General features: G+C 47.8%; 21 protein-coding genes, 1 other RNA gene and 1 other annotated feature. Of the genes, 19 read left to right on the top strand and 3 right to left on the bottom strand.

Annotation, left to right across the window (positions count from 1 at the left end; all coding sequences use genetic code 11):
* Positions 1 to 7: 7 nt before the first annotated feature.
* The 5 genes from ruvB to yajC are packed head-to-tail and all read left to right on the top strand — an operon-like array spanning position 8 to position 3,723.
* Entirely contained in the window at positions 8 to 1,012 is a 1,005-nt protein-coding gene (gene ruvB, locus ACWJJS_RS13715) for a Holliday junction branch migration DNA helicase RuvB (RefSeq protein WP_367069100.1), read from the top strand.
* Positions 1,005 to 1,205: a DUF2905 domain-containing protein gene (locus tag ACWJJS_RS13710; protein WP_003152687.1), complete on the top strand. Its 201-nt coding sequence runs from the start codon at positions 1,005 to 1,007 to the stop codon at positions 1,203 to 1,205. Before ruvB ends, ACWJJS_RS13710 begins: the two co-directional genes overlap by 8 nt.
* A 25-nt stretch (positions 1,206 to 1,230) precedes the next feature.
* Complete coding sequence (gene queA, locus ACWJJS_RS13705; RefSeq protein WP_003152692.1) at positions 1,231 to 2,259, top strand: tRNA preQ1(34) S-adenosylmethionine ribosyltransferase-isomerase QueA; 1,029 nt, start codon at positions 1,231 to 1,233, stop codon at positions 2,257 to 2,259.
* Between the two features lie 27 nt (positions 2,260 to 2,286).
* On the top strand, positions 2,287 to 3,432 hold the full coding sequence (tgt, locus tag ACWJJS_RS13700; protein ID WP_101562314.1) for a tRNA guanosine(34) transglycosylase Tgt: 1,146 nt from the start codon (positions 2,287 to 2,289) through the stop codon (positions 3,430 to 3,432).
* A gap of 30 nt (positions 3,433 to 3,462) precedes the next feature.
* Positions 3,463 to 3,723, top strand: coding sequence for a preprotein translocase subunit YajC (yajC, locus tag ACWJJS_RS13695; protein ID WP_003152695.1), 261 nt, complete (start codon positions 3,463 to 3,465; stop codon positions 3,721 to 3,723).
* Between the two features lie 51 nt (positions 3,724 to 3,774).
* Here the strand turns inward: yajC and ACWJJS_RS13690 are convergent, their stop codons facing one another.
* The gene (locus tag ACWJJS_RS13690; protein ID WP_003152697.1) at positions 3,775 to 4,161 is read right to left on the bottom strand and encodes a TIGR04086 family membrane protein; all 387 of its coding nucleotides are present in this window, start codon (positions 4,159 to 4,161) and stop codon (positions 3,775 to 3,777) included.
* Positions 4,162 to 4,327: 166 nt separating this feature from the next.
* Between ACWJJS_RS13690 and ACWJJS_RS13685 the strand changes: the two genes are divergently transcribed.
* Positions 4,328 to 4,984, top strand: a complete 657-nt coding sequence (locus tag ACWJJS_RS13685; protein ID WP_003152699.1) for a DUF421 domain-containing protein — start codon at positions 4,328 to 4,330, stop codon at positions 4,982 to 4,984.
* A 7-nt stretch (positions 4,985 to 4,991) separates the two neighbouring features.
* Here ACWJJS_RS13685 and spoVB read toward each other — a convergent pair whose 3' ends face one another.
* Positions 4,992 to 6,548: a stage V sporulation protein B gene (gene spoVB, locus ACWJJS_RS13680; RefSeq protein ID WP_454023648.1), complete on the bottom strand. Its 1,557-nt coding sequence runs from the start codon at positions 6,546 to 6,548 to the stop codon at positions 4,992 to 4,994.
* A gap of 115 nt (positions 6,549 to 6,663) precedes the next feature.
* Here spoVB and ACWJJS_RS13675 point away from each other — a divergent pair, with 115 nt between their 5' ends.
* The 8 genes from ACWJJS_RS13675 (at position 6,664) to dtd (ending at position 15,981) form a co-directional block, all read left to right on the top strand.
* Positions 6,664 to 6,960, top strand: a complete 297-nt coding sequence (locus ACWJJS_RS13675) for a post-transcriptional regulator (protein ID WP_003152702.1) — start codon at positions 6,664 to 6,666, stop codon at positions 6,958 to 6,960.
* Positions 6,961 to 6,991: 31 nt separating this feature from the next.
* Positions 6,992 to 9,211, top strand: a complete 2,220-nt coding sequence (gene secDF / locus ACWJJS_RS13670; RefSeq protein WP_156735603.1) for a protein translocase subunit SecDF — start codon at positions 6,992 to 6,994, stop codon at positions 9,209 to 9,211.
* Positions 9,212 to 9,341: 130 nt separating this feature from the next.
* Positions 9,342 to 9,839 (top strand): cation:proton antiporter regulatory subunit, encoded by a 498-nt coding sequence (locus ACWJJS_RS13665; protein WP_156735602.1) that lies wholly within the window; start codon positions 9,342 to 9,344, stop codon positions 9,837 to 9,839.
* 63 nt (positions 9,840 to 9,902) lie between these two features.
* Positions 9,903 to 10,229, top strand: a complete 327-nt coding sequence (locus ACWJJS_RS13660) for a LapA family protein (RefSeq protein WP_003152709.1) — start codon at positions 9,903 to 9,905, stop codon at positions 10,227 to 10,229.
* Positions 10,230 to 10,284: 55 nt separating this feature from the next.
* Positions 10,285 to 12,645 (top strand): single-stranded-DNA-specific exonuclease RecJ, encoded by a 2,361-nt coding sequence (gene recJ / locus ACWJJS_RS13655; RefSeq protein WP_454023647.1) that lies wholly within the window; start codon positions 10,285 to 10,287, stop codon positions 12,643 to 12,645.
* 5 nt (positions 12,646 to 12,650) lie between these two features.
* A complete protein-coding gene (locus ACWJJS_RS13650) occupies positions 12,651 to 13,163 on the top strand; it encodes an adenine phosphoribosyltransferase (RefSeq protein ID WP_003152714.1) in 513 nt (170 codons plus the stop codon).
* Between the two features lie 157 nt (positions 13,164 to 13,320).
* Positions 13,321 to 15,525 (top strand): GTP diphosphokinase, encoded by a 2,205-nt coding sequence (relA, locus tag ACWJJS_RS13645; RefSeq protein WP_060674703.1) that lies wholly within the window; start codon positions 13,321 to 13,323, stop codon positions 15,523 to 15,525.
* Positions 15,526 to 15,537: 12 nt separating this feature from the next.
* A complete protein-coding gene (gene dtd, locus ACWJJS_RS13640; RefSeq protein WP_007408194.1) occupies positions 15,538 to 15,981 on the top strand; it encodes a D-aminoacyl-tRNA deacylase in 444 nt (147 codons plus the stop codon).
* Between the two features lie 27 nt (positions 15,982 to 16,008).
* Here the strand turns inward: dtd and ACWJJS_RS13635 are convergent, their stop codons facing one another.
* On the bottom strand, positions 16,009 to 17,571 hold the full coding sequence (locus ACWJJS_RS13635) for an SH3 domain-containing protein (protein ID WP_094247698.1): 1,563 nt from the start codon (positions 17,569 to 17,571) through the stop codon (positions 16,009 to 16,011).
* A 130-nt stretch (positions 17,572 to 17,701) separates the two neighbouring features.
* On the opposite strand from ACWJJS_RS13635, the gene ACWJJS_RS13630 reads away from it, so the two are divergent.
* The 5 genes from ACWJJS_RS13630 to ACWJJS_RS13610 all read left to right on the top strand — a co-directional run bounded on the left by ACWJJS_RS13630 (position 17,702) and on the right by ACWJJS_RS13610 (position 22,387).
* Complete coding sequence (locus ACWJJS_RS13630; RefSeq protein WP_094247699.1) at positions 17,702 to 17,872, top strand: YrzK family protein; 171 nt, start codon at positions 17,702 to 17,704, stop codon at positions 17,870 to 17,872.
* A 60-nt stretch (positions 17,873 to 17,932) separates the two neighbouring features.
* Positions 17,933 to 18,165, top strand: a binding site (T-box leader).
* A gap of 63 nt (positions 18,166 to 18,228) precedes the next feature.
* Positions 18,229 to 19,503: a histidine--tRNA ligase gene (gene hisS, locus ACWJJS_RS13625; RefSeq protein WP_007612829.1), complete on the top strand. Its 1,275-nt coding sequence runs from the start codon at positions 18,229 to 18,231 to the stop codon at positions 19,501 to 19,503.
* Positions 19,504 to 19,517: 14 nt separating this feature from the next.
* Entirely contained in the window at positions 19,518 to 21,296 is a 1,779-nt protein-coding gene (gene aspS / locus ACWJJS_RS13620; protein WP_007408199.1) for an aspartate--tRNA ligase, read from the top strand.
* A 62-nt stretch (positions 21,297 to 21,358) separates the two neighbouring features.
* Positions 21,359 to 21,551: non-coding RNA, 6S RNA (gene ssrS, locus ACWJJS_RS13615), on the top strand.
* 71 nt (positions 21,552 to 21,622) lie between these two features.
* Positions 21,623 to 22,387, top strand: a complete 765-nt coding sequence (locus ACWJJS_RS13610; RefSeq protein ID WP_094247701.1) for a tRNA threonylcarbamoyladenosine dehydratase — start codon at positions 21,623 to 21,625, stop codon at positions 22,385 to 22,387.
* Positions 22,388 to 22,416 lie beyond the last annotated feature (29 nt).

The raw sequence follows: 22,416 nt of genomic DNA, 5'->3' as shown, positions 1-22,416 counted from the left end.
GATGTTCATGGATGAACGGCTCGTTTCAAGTGCAGCAGACAGCCATGAATCAATAATCGAGCAAAGCCTCAGGCCGCAGAATCTCGCCCAGTATATCGGCCAAAAGAAGGTGAAAGAAAATCTGCGCGTGTTTATCGATGCGGCGAAAATGAGGCAGGAAACGCTGGACCACGTTCTTTTATACGGGCCTCCGGGTCTCGGGAAAACAACGCTTGCGTCTATCGTGGCCAATGAGATGGGTGTGGAGATGCGGACGACGTCAGGTCCCGCCATCGAAAGACCGGGAGATTTGGCAGCCATTTTGACGGCGCTCGAACCAGGGGATGTGCTGTTTATAGACGAAATTCACAGGCTGAACCGCTCGATTGAGGAAGTGCTGTACCCGGCGATGGAGGATTTCTGCCTTGATATCGTCATTGGAAAAGGCCCGTCCGCCCGCTCCGTCCGTCTCGACCTTCCCCCTTTTACGCTTGTAGGAGCGACGACAAGGGTCGGATTATTGACCGCACCGCTCAGAGACCGGTTCGGGGTGCTGTCGCGCCTTGAATACTATACGCAGGAAGAGCTGACAGATATCGTGTCAAGAACGGCTGACGTTTTTGAAGTGGATATCGAAGAAGCTCCGGCTCTGGAGATCGCCAGACGGTCAAGGGGAACGCCGCGGGTTGCAAACCGGCTTCTCAGAAGGGTGAGAGATTTTGCCCAGGTGCTCGGCGACAGCCGCATCACGGAAGAAATCGCTCACGACGCGCTCGAACGTCTTCAAGTCGATGCGCTCGGCCTTGACCATATCGACCATAAGCTGCTGATGGGCATGATCGAAAAATTCAGCGGCGGTCCTGTCGGCCTTGATACGATTTCCGCGACAATCGGCGAAGAACCGCATACAATAGAGGATGTGTACGAACCGTATCTGCTGCAGATCGGATTTCTCCAGAGGACGCCGAGGGGACGGGTCGTGACTCCGGCTGTGTATGAACATTTTCGATTGGAGGCGCCCGCCCGTGACTGACTTTCCGAAGGTTCTCATGGTTCTTGGTGCCGTTTTGCTTATTGCCGGCGCAGTCTGGCACTTTGTCGGAAGGCTGCCCGGAGATATTTTCGTTAAGAAGGGAAATGTTACATTTTTCTTTCCCGTTGTCACTTGTATTGTGATCAGTGTGATACTATCCATTCTGCTTAATTTTTTCGGCAGAATGAAATAACAATAGACAGAATAAAGGTGAAATGATGAAAGTCGATTTATTTGATTTTGAACTGCCTGAACGCCTCATTGCCCAAGTGCCGCTGAAAGAGCGTGACGCATCGCGGTTGATGGTGCTCGACAAACAGACGGGCGGGCTGACGGACAGTTCATTTAAAGAGATTGTAAGCTTTTTTAATGAAGGGGATTGTCTCGTCTTGAACAATACCCGTGTGCTGCCTGCAAGATTATTCGGCACAAAAGAAGATACGGGAGCGAAAGTGGAGCTTCTGTTATTAAAACAGGAAGAAAATGATACATGGGAAACGCTCGTAAAGCCGGCGAAACGCGTAAAAAAAGGAACGGTCCTGACATTTGGCGACGGCCGGCTGACAGCGGTCTGCACGGAGGAGCTTGATCACGGAGGCAGAAAAATTGAATTCCGGTATGACGGGATTTTTTACGAAGTGCTTGAATCACTCGGTGAAATGCCGCTGCCTCCTTATATTAAAGAGCAGCTTGATGATAAAGAACGGTATCAGACCGTCTTTTCAAAAGAAATCGGATCTGCCGCAGCTCCGACGGCCGGACTTCATTTTACGGAAGAGATTCTGGACGAGCTGAAGCAAAAGGGTGTGCGGATTGAATTTATCACACTTCATGTGGGACTCGGCACATTCCGCCCGGTCAGCGCGGATGATGTGGAAGAGCATAACATGCACGCGGAATTTTATGAAATGACGGAAGAAACCGCCGCCTCTTTAAACGAGGTCAGAAAGGCGGGAGGGCGCATCGTGTCGGTCGGGACGACATCAACGCGCACCCTGGAAACCATTGCCGGCGAGCATGACGGCGTATTTACCGCTTCGAGCGGCTGGACGTCCATCTTCATTTATCCGGGATATGAATTTAAAGCGATTGACGGCATGATCACCAATTTTCATCTGCCGAAATCTTCCCTTATCATGCTCGTTTCTGCGCTTGCCGGCAGAGAGCATGTTCTTTCCGCCTACCGTCATGCGGTAGAAGAGGAATACCGTTTCTTCAGCTTTGGCGACGCCATGCTGATTATCTAATTTGAATGACAGGAGGCCTCATACAAAGTGGCTGAACAACCGATACGTTATGAATTTATAAAGGAATGCAAACAAACGGGAGCACGGCTGGGCAGAGTTCATACGCCCCACGGCTCCTTTGAGACGCCTGTATTTATGCCGGTCGGCACGCTTGCTACGGTAAAGACGATGTCTCCGGATGAGCTGAAATCTATGGATGCGGGCATTATTTTAAGCAATACGTACCATTTATGGCTCCGTCCGGGACACGACATTGTAAAAGAAGCGGGCGGGCTTCATAAGTTTATGAACTGGAACCGCGCGATTTTAACAGATTCCGGCGGTTTTCAGGTCTTTTCATTGAGCAAGTTTCGTAATATAGAAGAAGAAGGCGTTCATTTCCGCAATCACTTAAACGGAGACAAGCTGTTTTTATCTCCGGAAAAAGCGATGGAAATTCAAAACGCCCTCGGCTCTGATATCATGATGGCGTTTGATGAGTGTCCGCCGTATCCGGCAGAGTATGATTACATGAAACGCTCTGTGGAACGGACCAGTCGCTGGGCGGAACGCTGCCTGGAGGCGCACGGGCGCTCAGATGAGCAGGGTCTGTTCGGGATCGTACAGGGCGGAGAATACGAAGACCTGCGGACACAAAGTGCAAAAGACTTGGTTTCGCTTGATTTTCCGGGTTATGCCATAGGCGGATTATCTGTCGGCGAGCCGAAGCACGTCATGAACCGAGTGCTTGAGTTTACAACTCCGCTTTTACCGAAGGACAAGCCGAGATATTTAATGGGTGTGGGTTCACCGGATGCCTTAATTGACGGCGCCATCCGCGGCGTGGATATGTTTGACTGCGTACTGCCGACCCGGATTGCCCGAAACGGCACGGTGTTTACGAATGAAGGGCGTCTGAATATGAAAAACGCCAAATATGAGCGTGATTTCCGTCCGATTGACGAAGAGTGCAGCTGCCATACATGCAAAAATTACTCCCGCGCTTACATCAGACATTTGATCCGCTGTAATGAAACGTTTGGAATTCGATTAACAACTTACCATAACCTTCATTTTCTGTTACACTTAATGGAGCAGGTCAGACAAGCCATCCGGGAGGATCGTCTTGGTGATTTCCGAGAAGAGTTCTTTGAGCGTTACGGCTATAATAAGCCAAATGCGAAAAGCTTCTAAATAAAACCATTCTTGAAAGGAGGGAAACAGATGGGTACTTTAGGCACAATCGTTCCTATTATTTTAATGTTTGCAGTGCTTTATTTCCTGCTCATCCGTCCGCAGCAAAAGCAGCAGAAGGCCGTACGCCAGATGCAGGAAGAGCTGAAAAAAGGGGATTCAGTGGTGACAATCGGAGGATTGCACGGCACTGTTGATTCAATTGATGAAAGCAAGGTCGTCATTAAAACAGGTGATAACACCCGTTTAACATTTGACCGCCGCGCAATCAGAGAAGCTTCCGCTGAATAACAGCGAAGCTCATACATACAAAAAAAGAGCGGATTCTCCGCTCTTTTTTTATTACGCTGATCTGCTTCCTTTCAAATTCACTCCGAAAATGCCGCCCAGCATACTGACTCCCAAAAAGCCGAGATGAAACAAAAGCTGACCGGATGTAAACGTTTTTCCGAACCCTAAATATTGAAACAGCAAGATGATTAATGAAAAACAGACGGCGGTTAACGCTCCGATCATCCAGCCTTTTTCCTTCGCTTTGCCGCCCGATATAAAACCTCCCGCAAATAAAGAAAGAAAAGAAAGCGCGGTGATCAGCCAGCTGAAAGATGATTCTTCCATTGAGGTAACCGTCAGTAAAAGCGAAATCGCCAAACTCGTAAGAAGCATCACCGCAAAAATAGCCACTAAGCCGTACAAAACGCCTCTTCCCACTTGTTTCGTTTCTTCCATTTTTATCTCCTCTCCGCTCTGCGGCCTGATATATGACAAGCCGGAGCCCGTCTTTTTCTAAATGTATTCTCTGAATGTTCGAATTAGACGTAAATGCATGATGTTCAGCCCGTTTATTACATAATTCAGAGCCGATGGCAAATGCTATGACCGTTGGAGGTGCGATATGGAAGATATTTTCATTATTACGTTTCGTACGATTGTGCTTTATTTTATCATTCTTGTGATTTTCAGACTGATGGGAAAACGGGAAATCGGAGAACTGAGCATTTTAGACCTTGTCGTCTCCATTATGATTGCCGAGATTGCCGTATTGGCAATTGAAAATGTAAAAGATAAGCTTTTGCACACAATAGTGCCGATTGTCGTTTTAATGATTATTCAAGTAAGCCTTGCTTTTATTTCGCTCAAAAGCCAAAAAATACGGCAGCTGCTTGACGGAAAACCCACCATTATTATAAAACAGGGAAAAATTGATGAACGGGCGATGAGATCGCAGCGCTACAATTTTGACGATCTTCTTATGCAGCTGAGAGAGAATAACATCGATAGAATCTCTGACGTGTCGTACGCCATTTTGGAGTCTTCGGGCAAACTGTCAATCGTCAAAAAGAAAAACAATAAGGATAAGCAGATGGAAACATCGCTTATCGTTGACGGGGTCATTCAGAACGAGCATCTGGACAGAATCGGGAAAGATAAACACTGGCTTGAAAAAAATTTAGCAAAAAGAGGATATCGCGATCTTTCGGTTATATCATTCTGCACGTTTACGGACGGCGCTTTTTTTATTGATCTTAAAGATGAAAAAGGGGAGCCATAAATCGGTTTCACCGCGTCACGAACTTGCCGATGACCGGAATACGGATCAGCTCTTCCCTTTTAATCAGCCTGAATAACAGAAGAAGCGCAATGTACAAAGCCGCCGTCATTGCAATCCAGCCTGTGAGATTAACAGCCTCTGATCCTGAAAAATGAACGGCGTGCTTGATGATGCGGCTGACATAACCGCAAATGAATATGACGGCAAAACAGAGCGCGTATTCTTTTATTTTAATGCTGATCGGAAGCACCTTGCTTACGGTGGCCGCATGCAGCAGGGTGACAAGGACCATCCCCGTTACAATCGCAAGTGCGGCGCCCATGATGCCCAAGGAAGGCCTGGTCGCCAAAACAAAAATTAGGCCGGTTTTGACAGCGGCGCCGATAAAACTGTTCATCATGGCTGCCCCGGCTAAATTGAGAGCCTGCAGCACCGCCTGAAGGGGCCCCTGAAAATAGTAAAGCAGAAAAAACGGCGCCATCACTTTAACAAATACCGCCGCATTAGTTGATCCGTACATGACGGACATCAGTTCATCAGCGAAAGAGAATAAAATAACCACCGAAATGCCTCCGCTTAAAAGACACAGCCTCATCGCCTGTTCTAGACGGTATTCGACAACTTGCAGCTTTTTTTGCTCCATTCCTTCACTGATCGCAGGAACAAGCGCCGTTGACAGAGAATAGGTTATAAAGCTGGGCAGCGTCAAAACCGTCATGGCAAATCCGGTCAGCTCTCCGTACTGGCTGGTGGCGGCAGCGGTGGCTACTCCTGCAATCGCAAGGCTCTGCGCGACGACAATAGGTTCAAAAAACCAAGATAAATTTCCGATGAAGCGGCTTCCGGTTGTCGGGAGCGACACGCTCATCAGCTGGCGGAAGGTTTCTTTTCCATTTGCAATCGACTTGAAAAATTGTTTTCTGATTCTGATTGTTTTATTTGCTTTAAAACAAATGAATAAATAAATAAGAGAGGCAAGCTCCCCGATGACAGACGAAATCATGGCTCCTGCTGCGGCATATTCAATCCCGTACGGCAGAAACACCGTCGTGCAGACTGCGACAAGTGAAATCCGCACGATCTGCTCAAGCACTTGGGAAAACGCCAGCGGGTTCATATTCTGCCTGCCCTGAAAGTAACCGCGCAGCACGCTGGATATCGCGATAATCGGCACGATGGGCGTAATCGCCAGAAGCGGGTAAACCGTGCGCTGATCCGTCAGCATCGTTTCGGACATAATCGGCGCAAAGCATAAAAACAGCGGCGTGAAGATGAGACTTAATATCCCAGTGACGGTAAGCGACATCACTAAAATGTGTTTCATTTTCTGCCGGTCCCCCCGCGCGCTTGCTTCAGCGACAAGTTTGCTGATGGCAACGGGGAGGCCGAATTGAGTCAAAGTGGTGGCCAAGAAAAATGTCGGGGCAGCCATCATGTATAAACCGACCCCTTCTTCACCGATAAACCGGGCGATAACCACCCGGTTGACAAAGCCGAGCATTCTCGTAATCATCCCGGCTGCAATGAGAATAAGAGTGCCCCTTAAAAAAGTCTGTTTTGCCATTTTATAAACCCCTGCCTTCTCAAACTACCTGGAATCATATACAATAAAGATATGCGCCGATGTCGTCCGAGCATGACAAGTCTTCGAGAAAAATGGAAAAAGGAGCGAGCGCCCAGTGGAGAAACATCCCGCCGAAATGTACAAAGATCATTTGCGGCCTTTCTTGTACAGTAAACTTGAAGAGTTCAAAATCCTCGGATACGATGATGTTGAGCACGAGAGTTTATGGTCATACTTAATACATAAAAAGTGGAAACAGAAAAAGGAACTGCCGCTGCATGAATTGGCCGGTAATATTTTATCAGTTAAAATTGGCGATTTTATGAACTATGCAACCGTTGAAGCTTTTAAGTCGTCTAATTGGCTGGAAAGCGATGAGGGTCAGGAAGCTTTGGATGAACTGCTGAGATAATGATGGCATAGGTTTAAGGAGGAAATACATAATGAAAAAAGGACGCTTGATTGCGTTTTTCCTGATCGTATTATTGATCGGCACAGGGCTGGGGTATTTTACAAAACCGGCTGCCGATAATATTACGTTAGGATTGGATTTACGCGGCGGGTTTGAAGTTCTGTACGATGTGCAGCCCGTCAAAAAAGGCGATAAAATCACAAAAGACGTGCTCGTCAGCACGGTGCAGGCGCTGAACCGCCGGGCTAACGTTCTCGGCGTAAGCGAGCCGAACATTCAGATTGAAGGAAATAACCGCATACGCGTTCAGCTGGCGGGCGTCACGAATCAGAACAGGGCGCGCGAAATTCTGTCAACGGAAGCGCAGCTCTCGTTCAGGGATACGAATGATAAAGAGCTGTTAAACGGCTCTGATCTCGTGGAAAACGGCGCGAAGCAAACCTTTGATCCGACGACGAACGAACCGATTGTCAGCGTTAAGCTGAAGGATGCGGATAAGTTCGGAGAAGTGACGAAAAAAGTCAAGAAAATGGCCCCTAATAATCAGCTTGTGATCTGGCTTGATTACCAAAAGGGCGATTCATTTAAAAAAGAAGTCGGCAAAAAACATCCGAAATATGTATCCGCTCCGAATGTGAGCCAGGAATTAAACACGAAGGATGTCACGATTGAAGGTCAGTTCACCGTTCAAAAAGCGAAGGACTTGGCCAATATTTTAAACGCGGGTGCGCTGCCTGTGAAACTGACCGAAAAATACTCTACTTCAGTAGGGGCGCAATTCGGACAGCAGGCTTTGCATGATACGGTAGAGGCCGGCATCATCGGTATTGCAATTGTTTTCTTATTTATGCTGCTTTATTACAGACTGCCTGGACTCATAGCGGTCATTACGCTTTCTGTATACGTGTATATTACGCTTCAAGTGTTTGACTGGATGCAGGCGGTGCTGACGCTTCCGGGTATTGCGGCGCTCATTTTGGGTGTCGGGATGGCGGTTGACGCCAACATCATCACCTATGAACGGATAAAAGAAGAACTGAAACTCGGCAAATCCGTCCGCTCAGCTTTCCGTTCAGGGAACAGACGGTCATTTGCGACGATCTTTGATGCGAACATCACAACGATCATCGCAGCAGTCGTGCTCTTTATTTTCGGGACAAGCTCTGTAAAAGGGTTTGCGACGATGCTGATTTTGTCAATACTGACAAGCTTTATTACAGCTGTCTTCCTTTCAAGATTCCTGCTCGCCCTTCTTGTGGAAAGCAGATGGCTTGACCGGAAAAAAGGCTGGTTCGGCGTCAAGAAAAAACATATTATGGACATTCAAAAAACGGATGAAAATACTGAACCGCATACGGCATTCCAAAAATGGGATTTCACGAGCAAGCGAAAATATTTCTTTATTTTCTCAAGCGCTGTAACCATTGCGGGAATTATCATCTTGCTGGTCTTTAAGCTCAACCTGGGAATCGATTTTGCAAGCGGTGCGCGGATTGACGTGCAGAGCAATCATGCATTGACGGCGCAGCAGGTTGAAAAAGACTTTGACTCTCTCGGCATGGATCCGGAAAACATCGTGCTCTCGGGTAAAGAGAACCATGTTGCCGCAGCCCGGTTTGTCGGAGAGCCATCTAAAGAAAAGATCGCTGAAATCAAAACGTACTTTAAGGACAAATACGGATCTGAACCGAACGTCAGCACGGTATCGCCGACAGTCGGAAAAGAACTGGCCCGTAATGCTTTATATGCTGTCGCCATTGCATCAATCGGCATCATTATTTACGTATCAATACGTTTCGAGTACAGAATGGCTATCGCCGCAATTGTATCCCTGCTGTATGACGCTTTCTTTATCGTCGCGTTTTTCAGCATTACAAGGCTGGAGGTTGACGTAACCTTTATCGCCGCTATTCTCACCATAATCGGTTACTCGATAAATGATACGATCGTTACATTTGACCGGATACGCGAGCAGATGAAAAAACGCAAGCCGAAGTCATTTGCCGATCTGGAACACATCGTGAATCTGAGTTTGCAGCAAACCTTTACACGTTCGATCAATACGGTCTTGACCGTTGTGATTGTTGTCGTCGTGCTGCTCATTTTGGGCTCATCGTCAATTACAAACTTCTCCGTCGCTTTATTGGTCGGTTTATTGACGGGCGTTTATTCCTCTCTTTACATCGCCGCGCAGCTGTGGCTTGTATGGAAAGGAAAAGAATTTAAAGGGAAAAAATCAATCGAAGAGTAAAAGGAAACAGGCTGTCTTCCGGAAGGCAGCCTGTTTTTTTAGGCCGCATTGAACTTAAAACCTGCATTTGCTATAATGACATACGCTTACATAATCAATCATCATTGTAAAAACATGTAGGAGGGTTCTTATGAACGTTCGTGAGTCGGAGCTTCCGGGCATCGGCCAGAAAGTAGAAGTCATTACGAAAAATCACGATAAAATCAGTATTATTCTTCATGATGACGGCAGAAAAGAGCTCTATTACTTCGATGAGAATGATCATGACGAATGCTTGGCATCCGTTGAATTTAACGACGAAGAGGCAAGGCAGATTTCCGCTATTTTAGGCGGGATGACGTATAAGCCGAAAGCGCTGGAATCTGTGGAAGTCGCGCTTGATGACCTCGTCATTGAGTGGTTTAAAGCCGAATCTCATGCACCGGCTGTCAGCCGTACAATCGGAGATTTGGAGACCAAGAAACATTACAACGTCCAGATTATTGCGATCGTGAAGAAAAACCGGCAAAAACAGCTGAGCCCCGGTATTGATACCATAATTGAAGAAGGGGACACCCTCGTCATATCGGGAGAAAGAAGCGGACTGAAAAAGCTGGTCCGCGAGCAGTTGACGGCCCGGATTTCCTGAGGCCGGGGTTTACTCCCGGGAAAACGGGGGAAAAGATAAGAATCAATAATTGGGGGCAGACGCATGAATAAACAATGGACTATTATATTCGCTTTACTATTTACTCTGATTGTCGCCATCTTTGCTGTCATTAACGTGCGGGCGGTTGAGGTTGATTATCTGTTCGGAACCGCTGAATGGCCGCTGATTTTAGTCATTTTAGGCTCTGTGTTAATGGGAGCGCTGATCGTGTTTTCAGCCGGTATCTTTCAAGTGATGAAACTGAAGCGCGAAATTAAAATGCTGCGGAAAGAAAACAGATCCGCAGGTGAATTGACGGCTGATTCGGACGGCAAAAAAACAGCCGCTCCGCCGGAAGAAATGCTTGAAGAGAAAAAAGGATCAGAATAACATTTGAAACCCCTCAGTCCGCTCTAGTATAATAGGGTGGTTGAGGGGTGAATTTATGTTAGCGTCAATAATGCGCTGGGAAATCCAGCAGCCGGATCAGGAAAAAGTCAAATCACTCACAGAACAATTGGACATAACACCTCTTGTGGCATCACTGCTTGTAAAAAGAGGTTTTGATACTGCCGAAAGCGCAAGGCTGTTTTTACATACAAAGGATGCAGACTTTTATGACCCGTATGAATTAAAGGGGATGCGGGAAGCAGTTGATCGGATAAAACTGGCGGTTTCTCAAGGGGAACCGATTATGATTTACGGAGATTACGATGCAGACGGCGTTACAAGCACGTCAGTGATGCTGACGGCACTCAGACAGCTGTCGGCGGACGTTGACTTTTATATTCCCGACCGTTTTACAGAAGGCTACGGCCCGAATGAACAAGCTTTCCGCTCCATAAAAGAGCGGGGATTTTCGCTGATCATTACAGTGGATACGGGAATCGCCGCCGTCCATGAAGCTGAAGTCGCAAAAGAGCTGGGCTTAGACGTCATTATTACCGACCACCATGAGCCGGGACCCGAGCTTCCTGACGTATTTGCGATCATCCACCCGAAGCAGCCGGGATGCGGCTATCCGTTTAAAGAATTGGCCGGCGTCGGTGTGGCCTTTAAGCTTGCCCACGCGCTTACGGGTTCTTTGCCGGAAGCTATGCTGGACTTGGCGGCAATCGGTACGGTTGCAGATCTGGTGCCTCTTCATGATGAAAACAGATTAATTGCGTCACTCGGAATTGAAAGGCTTCGGACGACAAATCGGCCGGGCCTCAAAGCTCTGATTAAGCTTTCCGGCGGAGATATCGGACAAGCTGATGAGGAAACGATCGGATTTCAGGTCGCACCGAGGCTCAATGCCGTCGGAAGAATAGAACAGGCCGATCCCGCCGTTCACCTGCTGATGACCGAAGATCAGTTTGAAGCGGAGGAACTGGCTTCGGATATTGACCGGCTGAATAAAGAGCGGCAGAAAATGGTGAAAACCATGACCGAAGAGGCTGTTGAAATGGTTCAGCAGCAAGGCGGAAACCCGTCTGCCATTGTAGTGGCAAAAGCCGGCTGGAATCCGGGAGTCGTCGGTATTGTCGCATCGAAGCTGGCTGAACGTTTTTACCGGCCCGCTGTTGTGCTTGGAATAGATGAGGAGCAGGGAATCGCTAAAGGGTCGGCGCGAAGCATCAGGGGCTTCAACCTTTTTACGAGCCTTTCACAGTGCAGAGACATTCTTCCTCATTTCGGCGGGCATCCGATGGCGGCCGGAATGACGTTGAAGGCTGAAGATGTGGCGGAATTAAGGGACAGGCTGAATCAAATGGCTGAAGAAACCCTGACGGAAGAGGATTTTATTCCCGTTCAGGAGGTTGATCTTGTCTGCGGCGTTGAAGACATAACCGTTGAAAGCATTACAGAATTGAATATGCTGTCGCCGTTCGGCATGCTTAACCCTAAACCGCATGTGATGGTGAAAAATGCCGTGCTTGATGATGTGCGCCTGATCGGAGCGAATAAAAACCACGTAAAAATGACGGTGAAAAGTGATTCCGCCGTCCTTGACTGCGTCGGCTTTAACAAAGGAGAGCTGGAAGCCGGAGTTGTTCCCGGATCAACGATTTCCATTGTCGGCGAGATGTCCATTAATGAATGGAACAACAGAAAGAAGCCCCAGCTGATGATTAAAGATGCTGCGGTGCCGGAATGGCAGCTTTTTGATATTCGAGGCAAGCGGACGTGGGAAGATACGGTCACCGCGCTGCCGAAGGAAAAACGGGTGCTCATCAGCTTTAACGAAAAAACCGCTCAGAAGCTCCGTGAAAAAGAGCTGTCGGGCGAGCTTGCCGAGATCACTTCGGAATCCGAGGCGGAAGTTCTCCAGCTTGACGGAAAATATGCCGTTTTTCTGGATGTGCCGCCGTCAGCGGATCGCCTGCAGCATTTGCTAGACGGAAAGAAGCCGGAACGGATTTATTTTGTTTTTATCAATCATGAAGAACATTTCCTGTCCTCATTTCCATCGCGGAATGATTTCAAGTGGTTTTACGCATTTCTCTTGAAAAGGGGCGCTTTTGACTTCGGCAAGCATGGTTCAGAGCTTGCGAGACACAGAGGATGGTCAATTGACACAATCAATTTTATGACAAAGGTGTTTTTTGATCTCGGTTTTGTTAAAATAGAAGATGGTGTGCTGTCTGTCGTGAACGGCGCGAAAAAACGCGACCTGGCAGATTCGCAAACCTATCAGGTAAAACAGCAGCTGATGGAATTAGACCAGAAGCTCAATTATTCCGCAGCCCATGAGCTGAAGGAATGGCTGAATAAGCTGATGAACCAAGGTTCAGAGGCTTATGAAAGTACGAGGAGGACATAGAACAGATGGATCTTAAAAAATACGTAACAATTGTGCCCGATTACCCGAAAGAAGGCGTACAATTTAAAGATATTACGACATTGATGGACAAAGGCGACGTATACCGTTACGCCACTGACCAGATTGTTGAATATGCAAAAGAAAAAGAAATTGATTTAGTTGTCGGGCCTGAAGCGCGCGGCTTTATTATCGGCTGTCCGGTTGCATACGCGCTCGGAGTCGGTTTTGCCCCGGTTCGGAAAGAAGGAAAACTTCCGCGTGAGGTCATTAAAGTCGATTACGGTTTGGAGTACGGAAAAGACGTACTGACGATTCATAAAGATGCGATCCTGCCGGGACAGCGCGTGCTGATTACTGATGACTTGCTTGCAACAGGCGGCACGATCGAAGCAACGATTAAGCTAGTCGAAGAACTGGGCGGCGTCGTAGCCGGTATTGCATTCTTAATCGAGCTTTCTTACCTTGACGGCAGAGACAAGCTTGACGATTACGATATTTTAACATTAATGAAATATTAACCGCATATGGAAAAAAGCACTCGTGTCAGGGTGCTTTTTTCCTATTATTTCATCATCCTGACAGATTCTTTAGGTGTTTTGAACTTCTGCCCTTTACATCTCTCGTTTTTTTCTTGATAATAAACTAATACAGTTTACATTTAAAAAAGGTGATTCCATGGCGAACGAACAAGTATTGACTGCCGAGCAAGTAATAGATAAAGCGCGCACTTATCTGCCGGAGGAGCAGATTGCGTTTGTTGAGAAAGCTTACCTGTATGCGCAAGACGCGCATCGCGAACAGTACCGCAAATCAGGTGAGCCGTACATCATTCATCCGATTCAGGTGGCGGGGATCCTCGTGGATCTGGAAATGGACCCTTCCACAATTGCGGGCGGATTTCTGCATGATGTGGTGGAGGACACGGATGTCACCCTCGACGACCTGAAGGAAGCATTTTCTGAAGAAGTGGCGATGCTTGTCGACGGCGTGACGAAGCTCGGTAAAATTAAGTATAAATCTCAAGAGGAGCAGCAGGCGGAAAACCATCGAAAAATGTTTGTCGCTATGGCTCAGGATATCAGAGTCATATTGATCAAGCTGGCGGATCGCCTTCACAATATGCGGACGTTAAAGCATCTTCCGCAGGAAAAGCAGCGGAGAATTTCAAATGAGACGCTGGAGATTTTCGCTCCGCTGGCCCATCGGCTCGGGATTTCTAAGATCAAATGGGAGCTGGAAGACACCGCTCTCCGTTATTTGAATCCTCAGCAATATTACAGAATCGTCAACCTCATGAAGAAAAAGCGCGCGGAACGCGAACTTTATGTCGAAGAGGTTGTCAATGAAGTGAAAAAACGCGTTGAAGAAGTGAATATTAAAGCGGACTTTTCAGGACGTCCGAAGCACATCTACAGCATTTACCGCAAGATGGCGCTGCAAAATAAACAGTTCAATGAAATATATGATCTGCTCGCCGTCCGTATTCTTGTCGGAAGCATTAAAGACTGCTACGCCGTACTCGGCATTATTCATACGTGCTGGAAGCCGATGCCGGGCAGATTCAAAGATTATATTGCGATGCCTAAGCCGAATATGTATCAGTCTCTGCATACGACCGTAATCGGGCCTAAAGGCGATCCGCTGGAAGTGCAGATCAGAACGTTTGAGATGCATGAGATCGCTGAATACGGGGTGGCCGCACACTGGGCATATAAAGAAGGCAAGGCTGCAAACGAAGAAGCGACATTTGAGAAAAAACTGTCCTGGTTCCGTGAAATTCTGGAATTCCAAAACGAGTCTACCGATGCGGAAGAATTTATGGAATCGCTGAAAATCGATCTGTTTTCTGACATGGTATACGTATTTACGCCAAAAGGCGATGTCATTGAACTGCCGTCAGGCTCTGTGCCGATTGATTTTTCCTACAGGATCCATTCGGAGATCGGCAACAAAACAATCGGGGCGAAAGTGAACGGAAAAATGGTGACGCTTGACCATAAGCTCCGGACGGGCGACATCGTCGAGATTCTGACGTCCAAGCATTCTTACGGTCCGAGCCAAGACTGGGTCAAACTGGCGCAGACGTCCCAGGCGAAACACAAAATCCGCCAATTCTTTAAGAAACAGCGCCGGGAAGAAAACGTCGAAAAAGGCCGTGAGCTTGTCGAGAAAGAAATTAAAAATCTTGATTTTGAAGTGAAAGATGTTTTAACGCTTGAAAATCTTCAAAAAGTTGCCGACAAGTTCAATTTCTCAAATGAAGAGGATATGTACGCGGCGGTCGGGTATAACGGCATTACCGCTCTTCAGGTGGCCAACAGGCTCACCGAAAAAGAACGGAAGCTGCGTGACCAGGAAGAGCAGGAAAAAATCGTTCAGGAAGTCACTTCCGAGCCGAAACATTATCCGCAAGGGAGAAAACGGGAAGCGGGTGTGCGCGTAAAAGGCATTGACAACCTTCTCGTCCGCTTGTCGAAATGCTGCAACCCGGTGCCGGGCGACCATATTGTCGGTTTTATTACAAAAGGGCGCGGTGTATCCGTTCACCGGGATGACTGTCCGAACGTCAAAACGAATGAAGCGCAGGAACGTTTGATCCCCGTTGAATGGGAGCATGAATCACAGGTTCAAAGGCGCAAAGAATATAACGTTGAGATTGAGATTTTGGGGTATGACCGTCTCGGGCTTTTAAATGAGGTGCTCCAAGCCGTAAATGAAACGAAAACCAACATCTCCTCTGTCTCCGGCAAATCCGACCGCAATAAAGTCGCTACGATTCATATGGCGATTTTTATTCAAAACATCAATCATCTGCACAAAGTGGTCGAGCGGATTAAACAGATCAGAGACATCTATTCAGTCCGCCGGGTAATGAACTAAAAGGAGCTTGCTATGAAATTAGTTGTTCAGCGTGTAACAGAAGCGAGTGTGACGGTTGACGGCGCTGTCGCAGGCCGGATCGGACCCGGTATTATGGCGCTTGTCGGCATCACTCATGAAGATACAGAAGAAGATGCCGCTTACTTGGCGGATAAAATCGTGAATCTTCGGATTTTTGATGATGAAAGCGGCAAGATGAATTTATCGCTTTTGGATACGGGCGGGGAGATTTTATCCGTTTCCCAGTTTACGCTTTACGGCGAAACGAAGAAAGGGAGACGCCCGAATTTTATGAATGCGGCTAAACCGGATCAGGCTGTGCTCCTTTATGAAAAGTGGAACGAACTCCTTCGGGAAAAAGGAGTCAAAGTGGAAACCGGAATATTCGGAGCCATGATGGATGTTCAGCTGACGAATTCCGGGCCGATTACATTGATTATGGATTCTAAACAATAAAAAAGCTGCCGTTCGGCAGCTTTTTTTTTATGATTGAAAATAATGTTCCAATCCGCTTTCAATTCCGTCTGTCACTTTTTCCTGGTAAGAGCCGCTATGTATGATTGTTTCTTCTTGCGGTTGACTGAGATAGCCGAGCTCATACAGCATGGCAGGCCGTTTATTTTCCCTCAGGACGTAATAATCGCCAAACAGAACGCCGCGATCCGGGATAGGGGAACGCTTCACTACTTCAGAATGGACGTCTGAGGCAAGCTGGCGGTCCTTAGACGGACTGTAATAATAAGCCGTGCTTCCCCGCGTTGACGTATCGGCATAGCTGTCATAGTGAATGCTGATAAAGGCATCCGCATTCCGGTAATGAGAGGTTGAAACCCTGGCCTGCAGGCTGATAAATGTATCATCCTGTCTGGTGATATACACGTTTGCACCGGCCGCTCTCAATTTTTGGGCCAGCAGCTTAGCTGTTTTAATCGTTACGTTTTTTTCAAACTTTCCGGAGTAGCCGATCGTTCCGCTGTCTTTTCCTCCGTGTCCGGGATCAACGACGATCGTTTTGTTTTTAAGTGAGCCGCTGCCGCCTGACGTGATGGGAGAAGGTGCTTCGCCTGTTTCCTCACCGCTTTTTGACGTTTGTACGACCCAGTTTGCCACATATGCGGTTTGTCCGTTCTCAAGCCGGACTTCATACCATTTGCCGCTTGAGCCGACAATCGGGTAGGCTGCGCCTTTATCTGCTCTTTTTACGATAGAAGCGGAAGTCGAGGCCGAGCTCCTTAAGTTGGTGCCGCCGTAAACAATATACGCTTTTTTCGAGGAGCCTGAGCCCGCAGAACCGTCTCCCGAGCCGGATGCGCTGCCCGATGAGTCAGAATCCTTTATGATGTAGTGGCTTGCTGCCCAGCCTTTTTGACCGTTTGCTTCAATTTTCAGCCAGCCGTGGTCTTCACTTAAGATGGAAACCTTTGTTCCGCGTGATAATTTAGTCATAATCGCTGAATCATGTGACGCTGCACTTCTGACATTCAATGAAGAAACGCCGACAGTCCCGCTTTTTGACCCGCTTCGGGCCGAAGTTGCTTTCGTATCCGATCCGCCGCTGTCCGCGGTGACGTATTCGGAAGAAACCCACCCGGTTGTGCCTTGATAAGAAATGTTCACCCATCCGCTGTTCTTGTCCAGCACGGATGCATGCGCGCCTTGCGGAAGTTTGCCGATGACTTCATACGATGTCCCCGGGCCTTTTCTGATGCGGAGGTCAGGATCGGTGGAAGTGACCGTTCCGCTTGTTGCGGATGAATTGTCTGCTCCCCCGGCTGTTTTTGATATCAGCCAGGAAACGACCCATCCGGTTTTACCTGGGCTCAGCTGAAGCTGTACCCAGTCTCCCTCTTCTTTAGTGATCGGGTATCTTTCCCCTTTTTTCACTTCAGCCTTAATTCCGTAGCTCAGGCCGGGACCGCCTCTGACATTGATCTTGTCTGTCGCGATGACCGCTTCTCCCTCTGCGGCGATTGCGGTGTGAAATGACGGAAGAAGCGCTGTGATGATGACGCCGCATAAAATAAGAGCAAGAGTTCTCTTCTTCATGGCTGTCCTCCTTTCTGAACTAACTAAAATACATTCTTGTATAATATCGTATTTTCCTTGCTGAATGTTAAATAAAAATAAAATGGTTTGTTTATACTAGTCATAAATACAGCGAAAAGGTGTGCAAATCATGAAATATCAACCAAAAATGGGACGCGCGCTGCACGATGCGGAAGGAAATCTGCACTTCAGTGATCAGAGCGATAGAGAAAAGGCGGGTTTTCTAGAAGAGACGTCGACGGAGTTCGGTCTCTTATCGAAAGAAGCGGTCGCAAGGAAAAACAGACGGAATAAAACTTGACAGGGGAGTGCAATCCCATTATTATAATAGAAATTGATGTACATAAGTCATGATAACGATTTTGAACCGATAATGGAGAAGAGTAGGTCAGAATGCATGGAGAAGAGAGGAACCGTCCCGGGCTGAAAGCGGATCCGCACTGCATCTTTCTCGAAACAACACTCCGGAGGTTCCCTGCTGAACGCTTTTGCAAGTCATTAGGCAGCGGACGTGAACCTGCGTTAAAGGTCAGAGCGGGGATGCTTCGGCATTCCAACTAGGGTGGCACCACGGGTATAACTCTCGTCCCTACTATACATGTATAGTAGGAGCGGGAGTTTTTTTATTTGAAGAAAGACATTAAGGAGGCCTGTAACATGGCATATCACATTCCAAGAGGCACACAGGACATACTGCCGGGTGAATCAGACAGATGGCAGTTCGTCGAACAAATTATGAGGGAGACGTGCCGCACTTATCAATATAAAGAAATCCGCACGCCGATCTTCGAGCATACGGAATTATTCGCAAGAGGCGTCGGTGAGTCTACAGATATCGTGCAGAAAGAAATGTACACGTTTGAAGACCGTAAAGGGAGAAGCCTGACGCTTCGGCCGGAAGGAACAGCCGCCGCAGTCCGCGCGTTCAATGAAAATAAATTATTTGCGAACCCGGTGCAGCCGACGAAGCTTTATTATGTCGGACCGATGTTCCGTTACGAACGTCCGCAGACAGGGCGTTTCCGCCAATTCTATCAATTCGGAATTGAAGCGATCGGCTCCAAAGATCCGGCCGTGGATGCAGAAGTCATTGCGCTTGCGATGAGTATTTACCGTAAAGCCGGTTTGAAACATGTCAAGCTTGTGCTGAACAGCCTTGGTGACCAGGAGAGCCGCAAATCCTACCGGGAAGCGCTCGTCAAACATTTTGAACCGCGCATCGGAGAGTTTTGCTCAGACTGCCAGTCGCGCCTGCACACAAATCCGCTCAGAATTCTTGACTGCAAGAAAGACAGAGAGCATGAACTGATGAAAACGGCTCCGTCCATTCTTGATTACTTAAATGAAGAATCAGCCGCTTATTTTGAGAAGGTAAAACAATATTTAAACGATCTCGGCATCCCGTTCGAAATAGATCCGAACCTTGTCAGAGGGCTTGATTATTATAACCATACCGCTTTTGAAATTATGAGCAATGCCGAAGGATTCGGAGCGATTACAACCCTTGCCGGCGGGGGCCGCTATGACGGGCTTGTTGAACAGATCGGCGGACCTGAAGCGCCGGGTATCGGATTTGCGATGAGCATCGAACGTCTGCTGGCAGCCATTGACGCTGAGAAAACAGAGCTTCCCGTCAATCAGGGGATTGACTGCTACATCGTGACGCTCGGAGAAAAAGCGAAGGATTATTCCGTTTCCCTTGTGTACAAACTGAGAGAAGCGGGCATCTCAAGTGAAATCGATTATGAAAATAAAAAGATGAAGGGCCAATTCAAAACGGCTGACCGTCTCGGCGCACGTTTTATTGCGATTTTAGGGGAAGATGAGCTTGCTCAAAATAAAATCAATGTAAAAGATGCGGAAACAGGAGAGCAGCGTGAAGTGGTGTTAGACGAGCTGATACAAGTGTTAAAGGCAGATCAAAAGCAGTGAAGGAGAGGAACGCTATGTTTGGAAGAACATATTATTGTGGCGAGATAACTGAAAAAGCGATTGGCGAAACCGTCAAACTGAAAGGGTGGGTGCAGAAACGGCGCGATCTCGGCGGCTTGATTTTCATTGATTTGCGGGACCGCTCGGGTATTGTGCAAGTCGTGTTCAACCCTGACGTATCGAAGGAAGCCCTTGCCGCAGCGGAAGCAATCAGAAACGAATATGTGCTTGATATCGAAGGCACGGTTTCTGCCCGTGAAGAAGGCACGGTGAATCCCAACCTGAAAACCGGTAAAATTGAAATCAAAGCTGAAGCGGTGACGGTGCTCAGTACGGCGAAAACGCCTCCGTTTCCGATCAGTGATCAGGCGGCTGATGTTTCTGAAGACGTCCGGTTAAAACACCGCTATTTGGATTTGCGCCGCCCGGCGATGTTTCAAACATTGCAAATGCGCCATCAAGTCACAAAATCCATCCGCCATTTCTTGGATGAAAACGGATTTCTTGATATTGAAACACCGATTTTAACAAAAAGTTCTCCCGAAGGCGCCCGTGATTACTTAGTGCCGAGCCGGGTGCATGAAGGGGAATTTTACGCCCTTCCGCAATCGCCGCAGATTTTTAAACAGCTTCTGATGGTGTCGGGCTTTGAACGGTATTATCAAGTGGCCCGCTGCTTCCGCGATGAAGACTTGCGTGCCGACCGCCAGCCGGAATTTACGCAGATTGATATTGAAATGTCCTTTATGAGTCAAGAGGACATCATGGCTCTGGCGGAAGAGATGATGGCGAAAGTCATGCTTGAAACAAAAGGTGTTGAAGTACCGCTGCCGCTTCCGCGAATGACATATGAAGAAGCGATGAACAGCTACGGTTCCGACAAACCCGATACCCGCTTCGGCATGCTGCTGACGGACGTGTCAGACATAGTGAAAGATACTGAATTTAAGGTGTTCTCATCAGCCGTGGCAAACGGAGGCGTTGTAAAAGCGATCAATGTCAAAGGCGCTGCCGGCGACTATTCCAGAAAAGATATCGATGCGCTCGGCGTTTTTGCCGGAAATTACGGCGCGAAAGGTCTCGCTTGGGTGAAAGTTGAAGCTGACGGCGTAAAAGGCCCGATTGCGAAATTCTTTGATGAAGAGAAGCAGGCAAAACTGGCTGAAGCGCTGGATGCTTCTGAAGGCGATCTGCTCCTGTTCGGCGCTGATAAGTTTGAGGTTGTGGCTCAATCCCTCGGCGCGCTTCGCTTAAAACTAGGCAAAGAACGCGGCCTGATTGACGAAAGCCTCTTCAACTTCCTGTGGGTTGTGGACTGGCCGTTACTGGAGCATGACGAGGAAGAAGGCCGTTTCTATGCGGCTCACCATCCGTTTACAATGCCTGTCCGTGAAGATCTTGACCTGATTGAAACGGCGCCTGAAGATATGAAAGCGCAGGCTTACGACCTTGTCTTAAACGGCTATGAACTCGGCGGAGGCTCAATCCGTATTTTTGAAAAAGACGTTCAGGAAAAAATGTTCGGGCTTCTCGGCTTTACAAAAGAAGAAGCGGAGGAGGAGTTCGGATACCTTCTTGAAGCCTTTGAATACGGCGCCCCTCCGCACGGCGGAATCGCGCTCGGCTTAGACCGGTTGGTTATGCTTCTTGCAGGCCGCACTAACTTAAGAGATACGATCGCTTTCCCGAAAACGGCAAGCGCAAGCTGCCTTCTTACGGAAGCGCCCGGCGAAGTGAGCGACGCCCAGCTTGAAGAACTTCACCTTTCTGTCAAAAGAAAAGTGAAACAGTAAAGATCGGCAGTTTGTTTCTTGAAAATCAAAATCTGCTGTGATATGATTTTGACAAGTTAAATAAAGTCCTGATGTGTTAGTTGTACACCTAGTTTTGACCGAACATTTTTTTGATTTGGGAGCCCGCATTTTTAAATGGCGTACATGCCTCTTTTCATTCGCTAAAGAGGACTTACAAGATTTAAAAAAGGGCACCCACCTGCTGAGAGCGGGTTCAAAACGAAGGAAAGCTGCAACGGCACAATTGGGACTTTATTTTTTGTGCGCTAAAACCAGCGGCTTTCTGACAAGCCGAGTTTATAAAACCAGAATGTGGAGTGAGTCTCTTGTTACATCAGTTTTCCAGAAATGAGCTAGCGATTGGAAAAGAAGGGCTGGACACGTTAAGAAACAGCACGGTTGCCGTTCTCGGCGTCGGCGGAGTCGGTTCATTCGCAGCCGAAGCATTGGCGAGGTCCGGAGTGGGGCGGATCGTGCTTGTCGATAAAGATGATGTTGACATTACAAATGTAAACCGCCAGCTGCATGCGCTCTTGTCGACGGTGGGACAGCCGAAAACAGAATTGATGAAAGAGCGGATCGCTGATATTAATCCGGATTGTGACGTCGTCGCCTTAAAAATGTTTTATACAGAAGAGACGTATGAGCAGTTCTTTGAGTATCCGCTTGATTACGTCATTGACGCGTCGGATACGATTCATTATAAAATTCATCTGATGAAAGAATGTCTGAAACGGAATGTTCCGCTGATTTCAAGCATGGGAGCGGCGAATAAAACAGACCCGACACGCTTTCAGATTGCTGACATTTCAAAAACCCATACTGATCCGATTGCCAAAGTCGTCCGCACAAGGCTTCGTAAAGAGGGCATTAAAAAAGGCATACAGGTCATTTTTTCTGATGAAAGCCCGATCGTCATCCGTGAAGACGTCAGAAAAGAAGTCGGGAATGATGAAGCGAAAATCCGCAAAGCGCAAATGCCGCCGTCTTCCAACGCCTGGGTTCCGTCAGTGGGCGGTCTGATTATGGGCGGACATGTTGTCATGGAGCTCTTAAAGGACATCGACATTAAACGGGTTAAAGATAAGTAAAAAGAAAAACAGCCTTCTTCAGGAAAGGC

The organism is Bacillus sp. JK106, from assembly GCF_053663355.1.
Note: the sequence above shows the minus strand (reverse complement) of the source record. Positions and strands in the feature narration are given on the sequence as shown.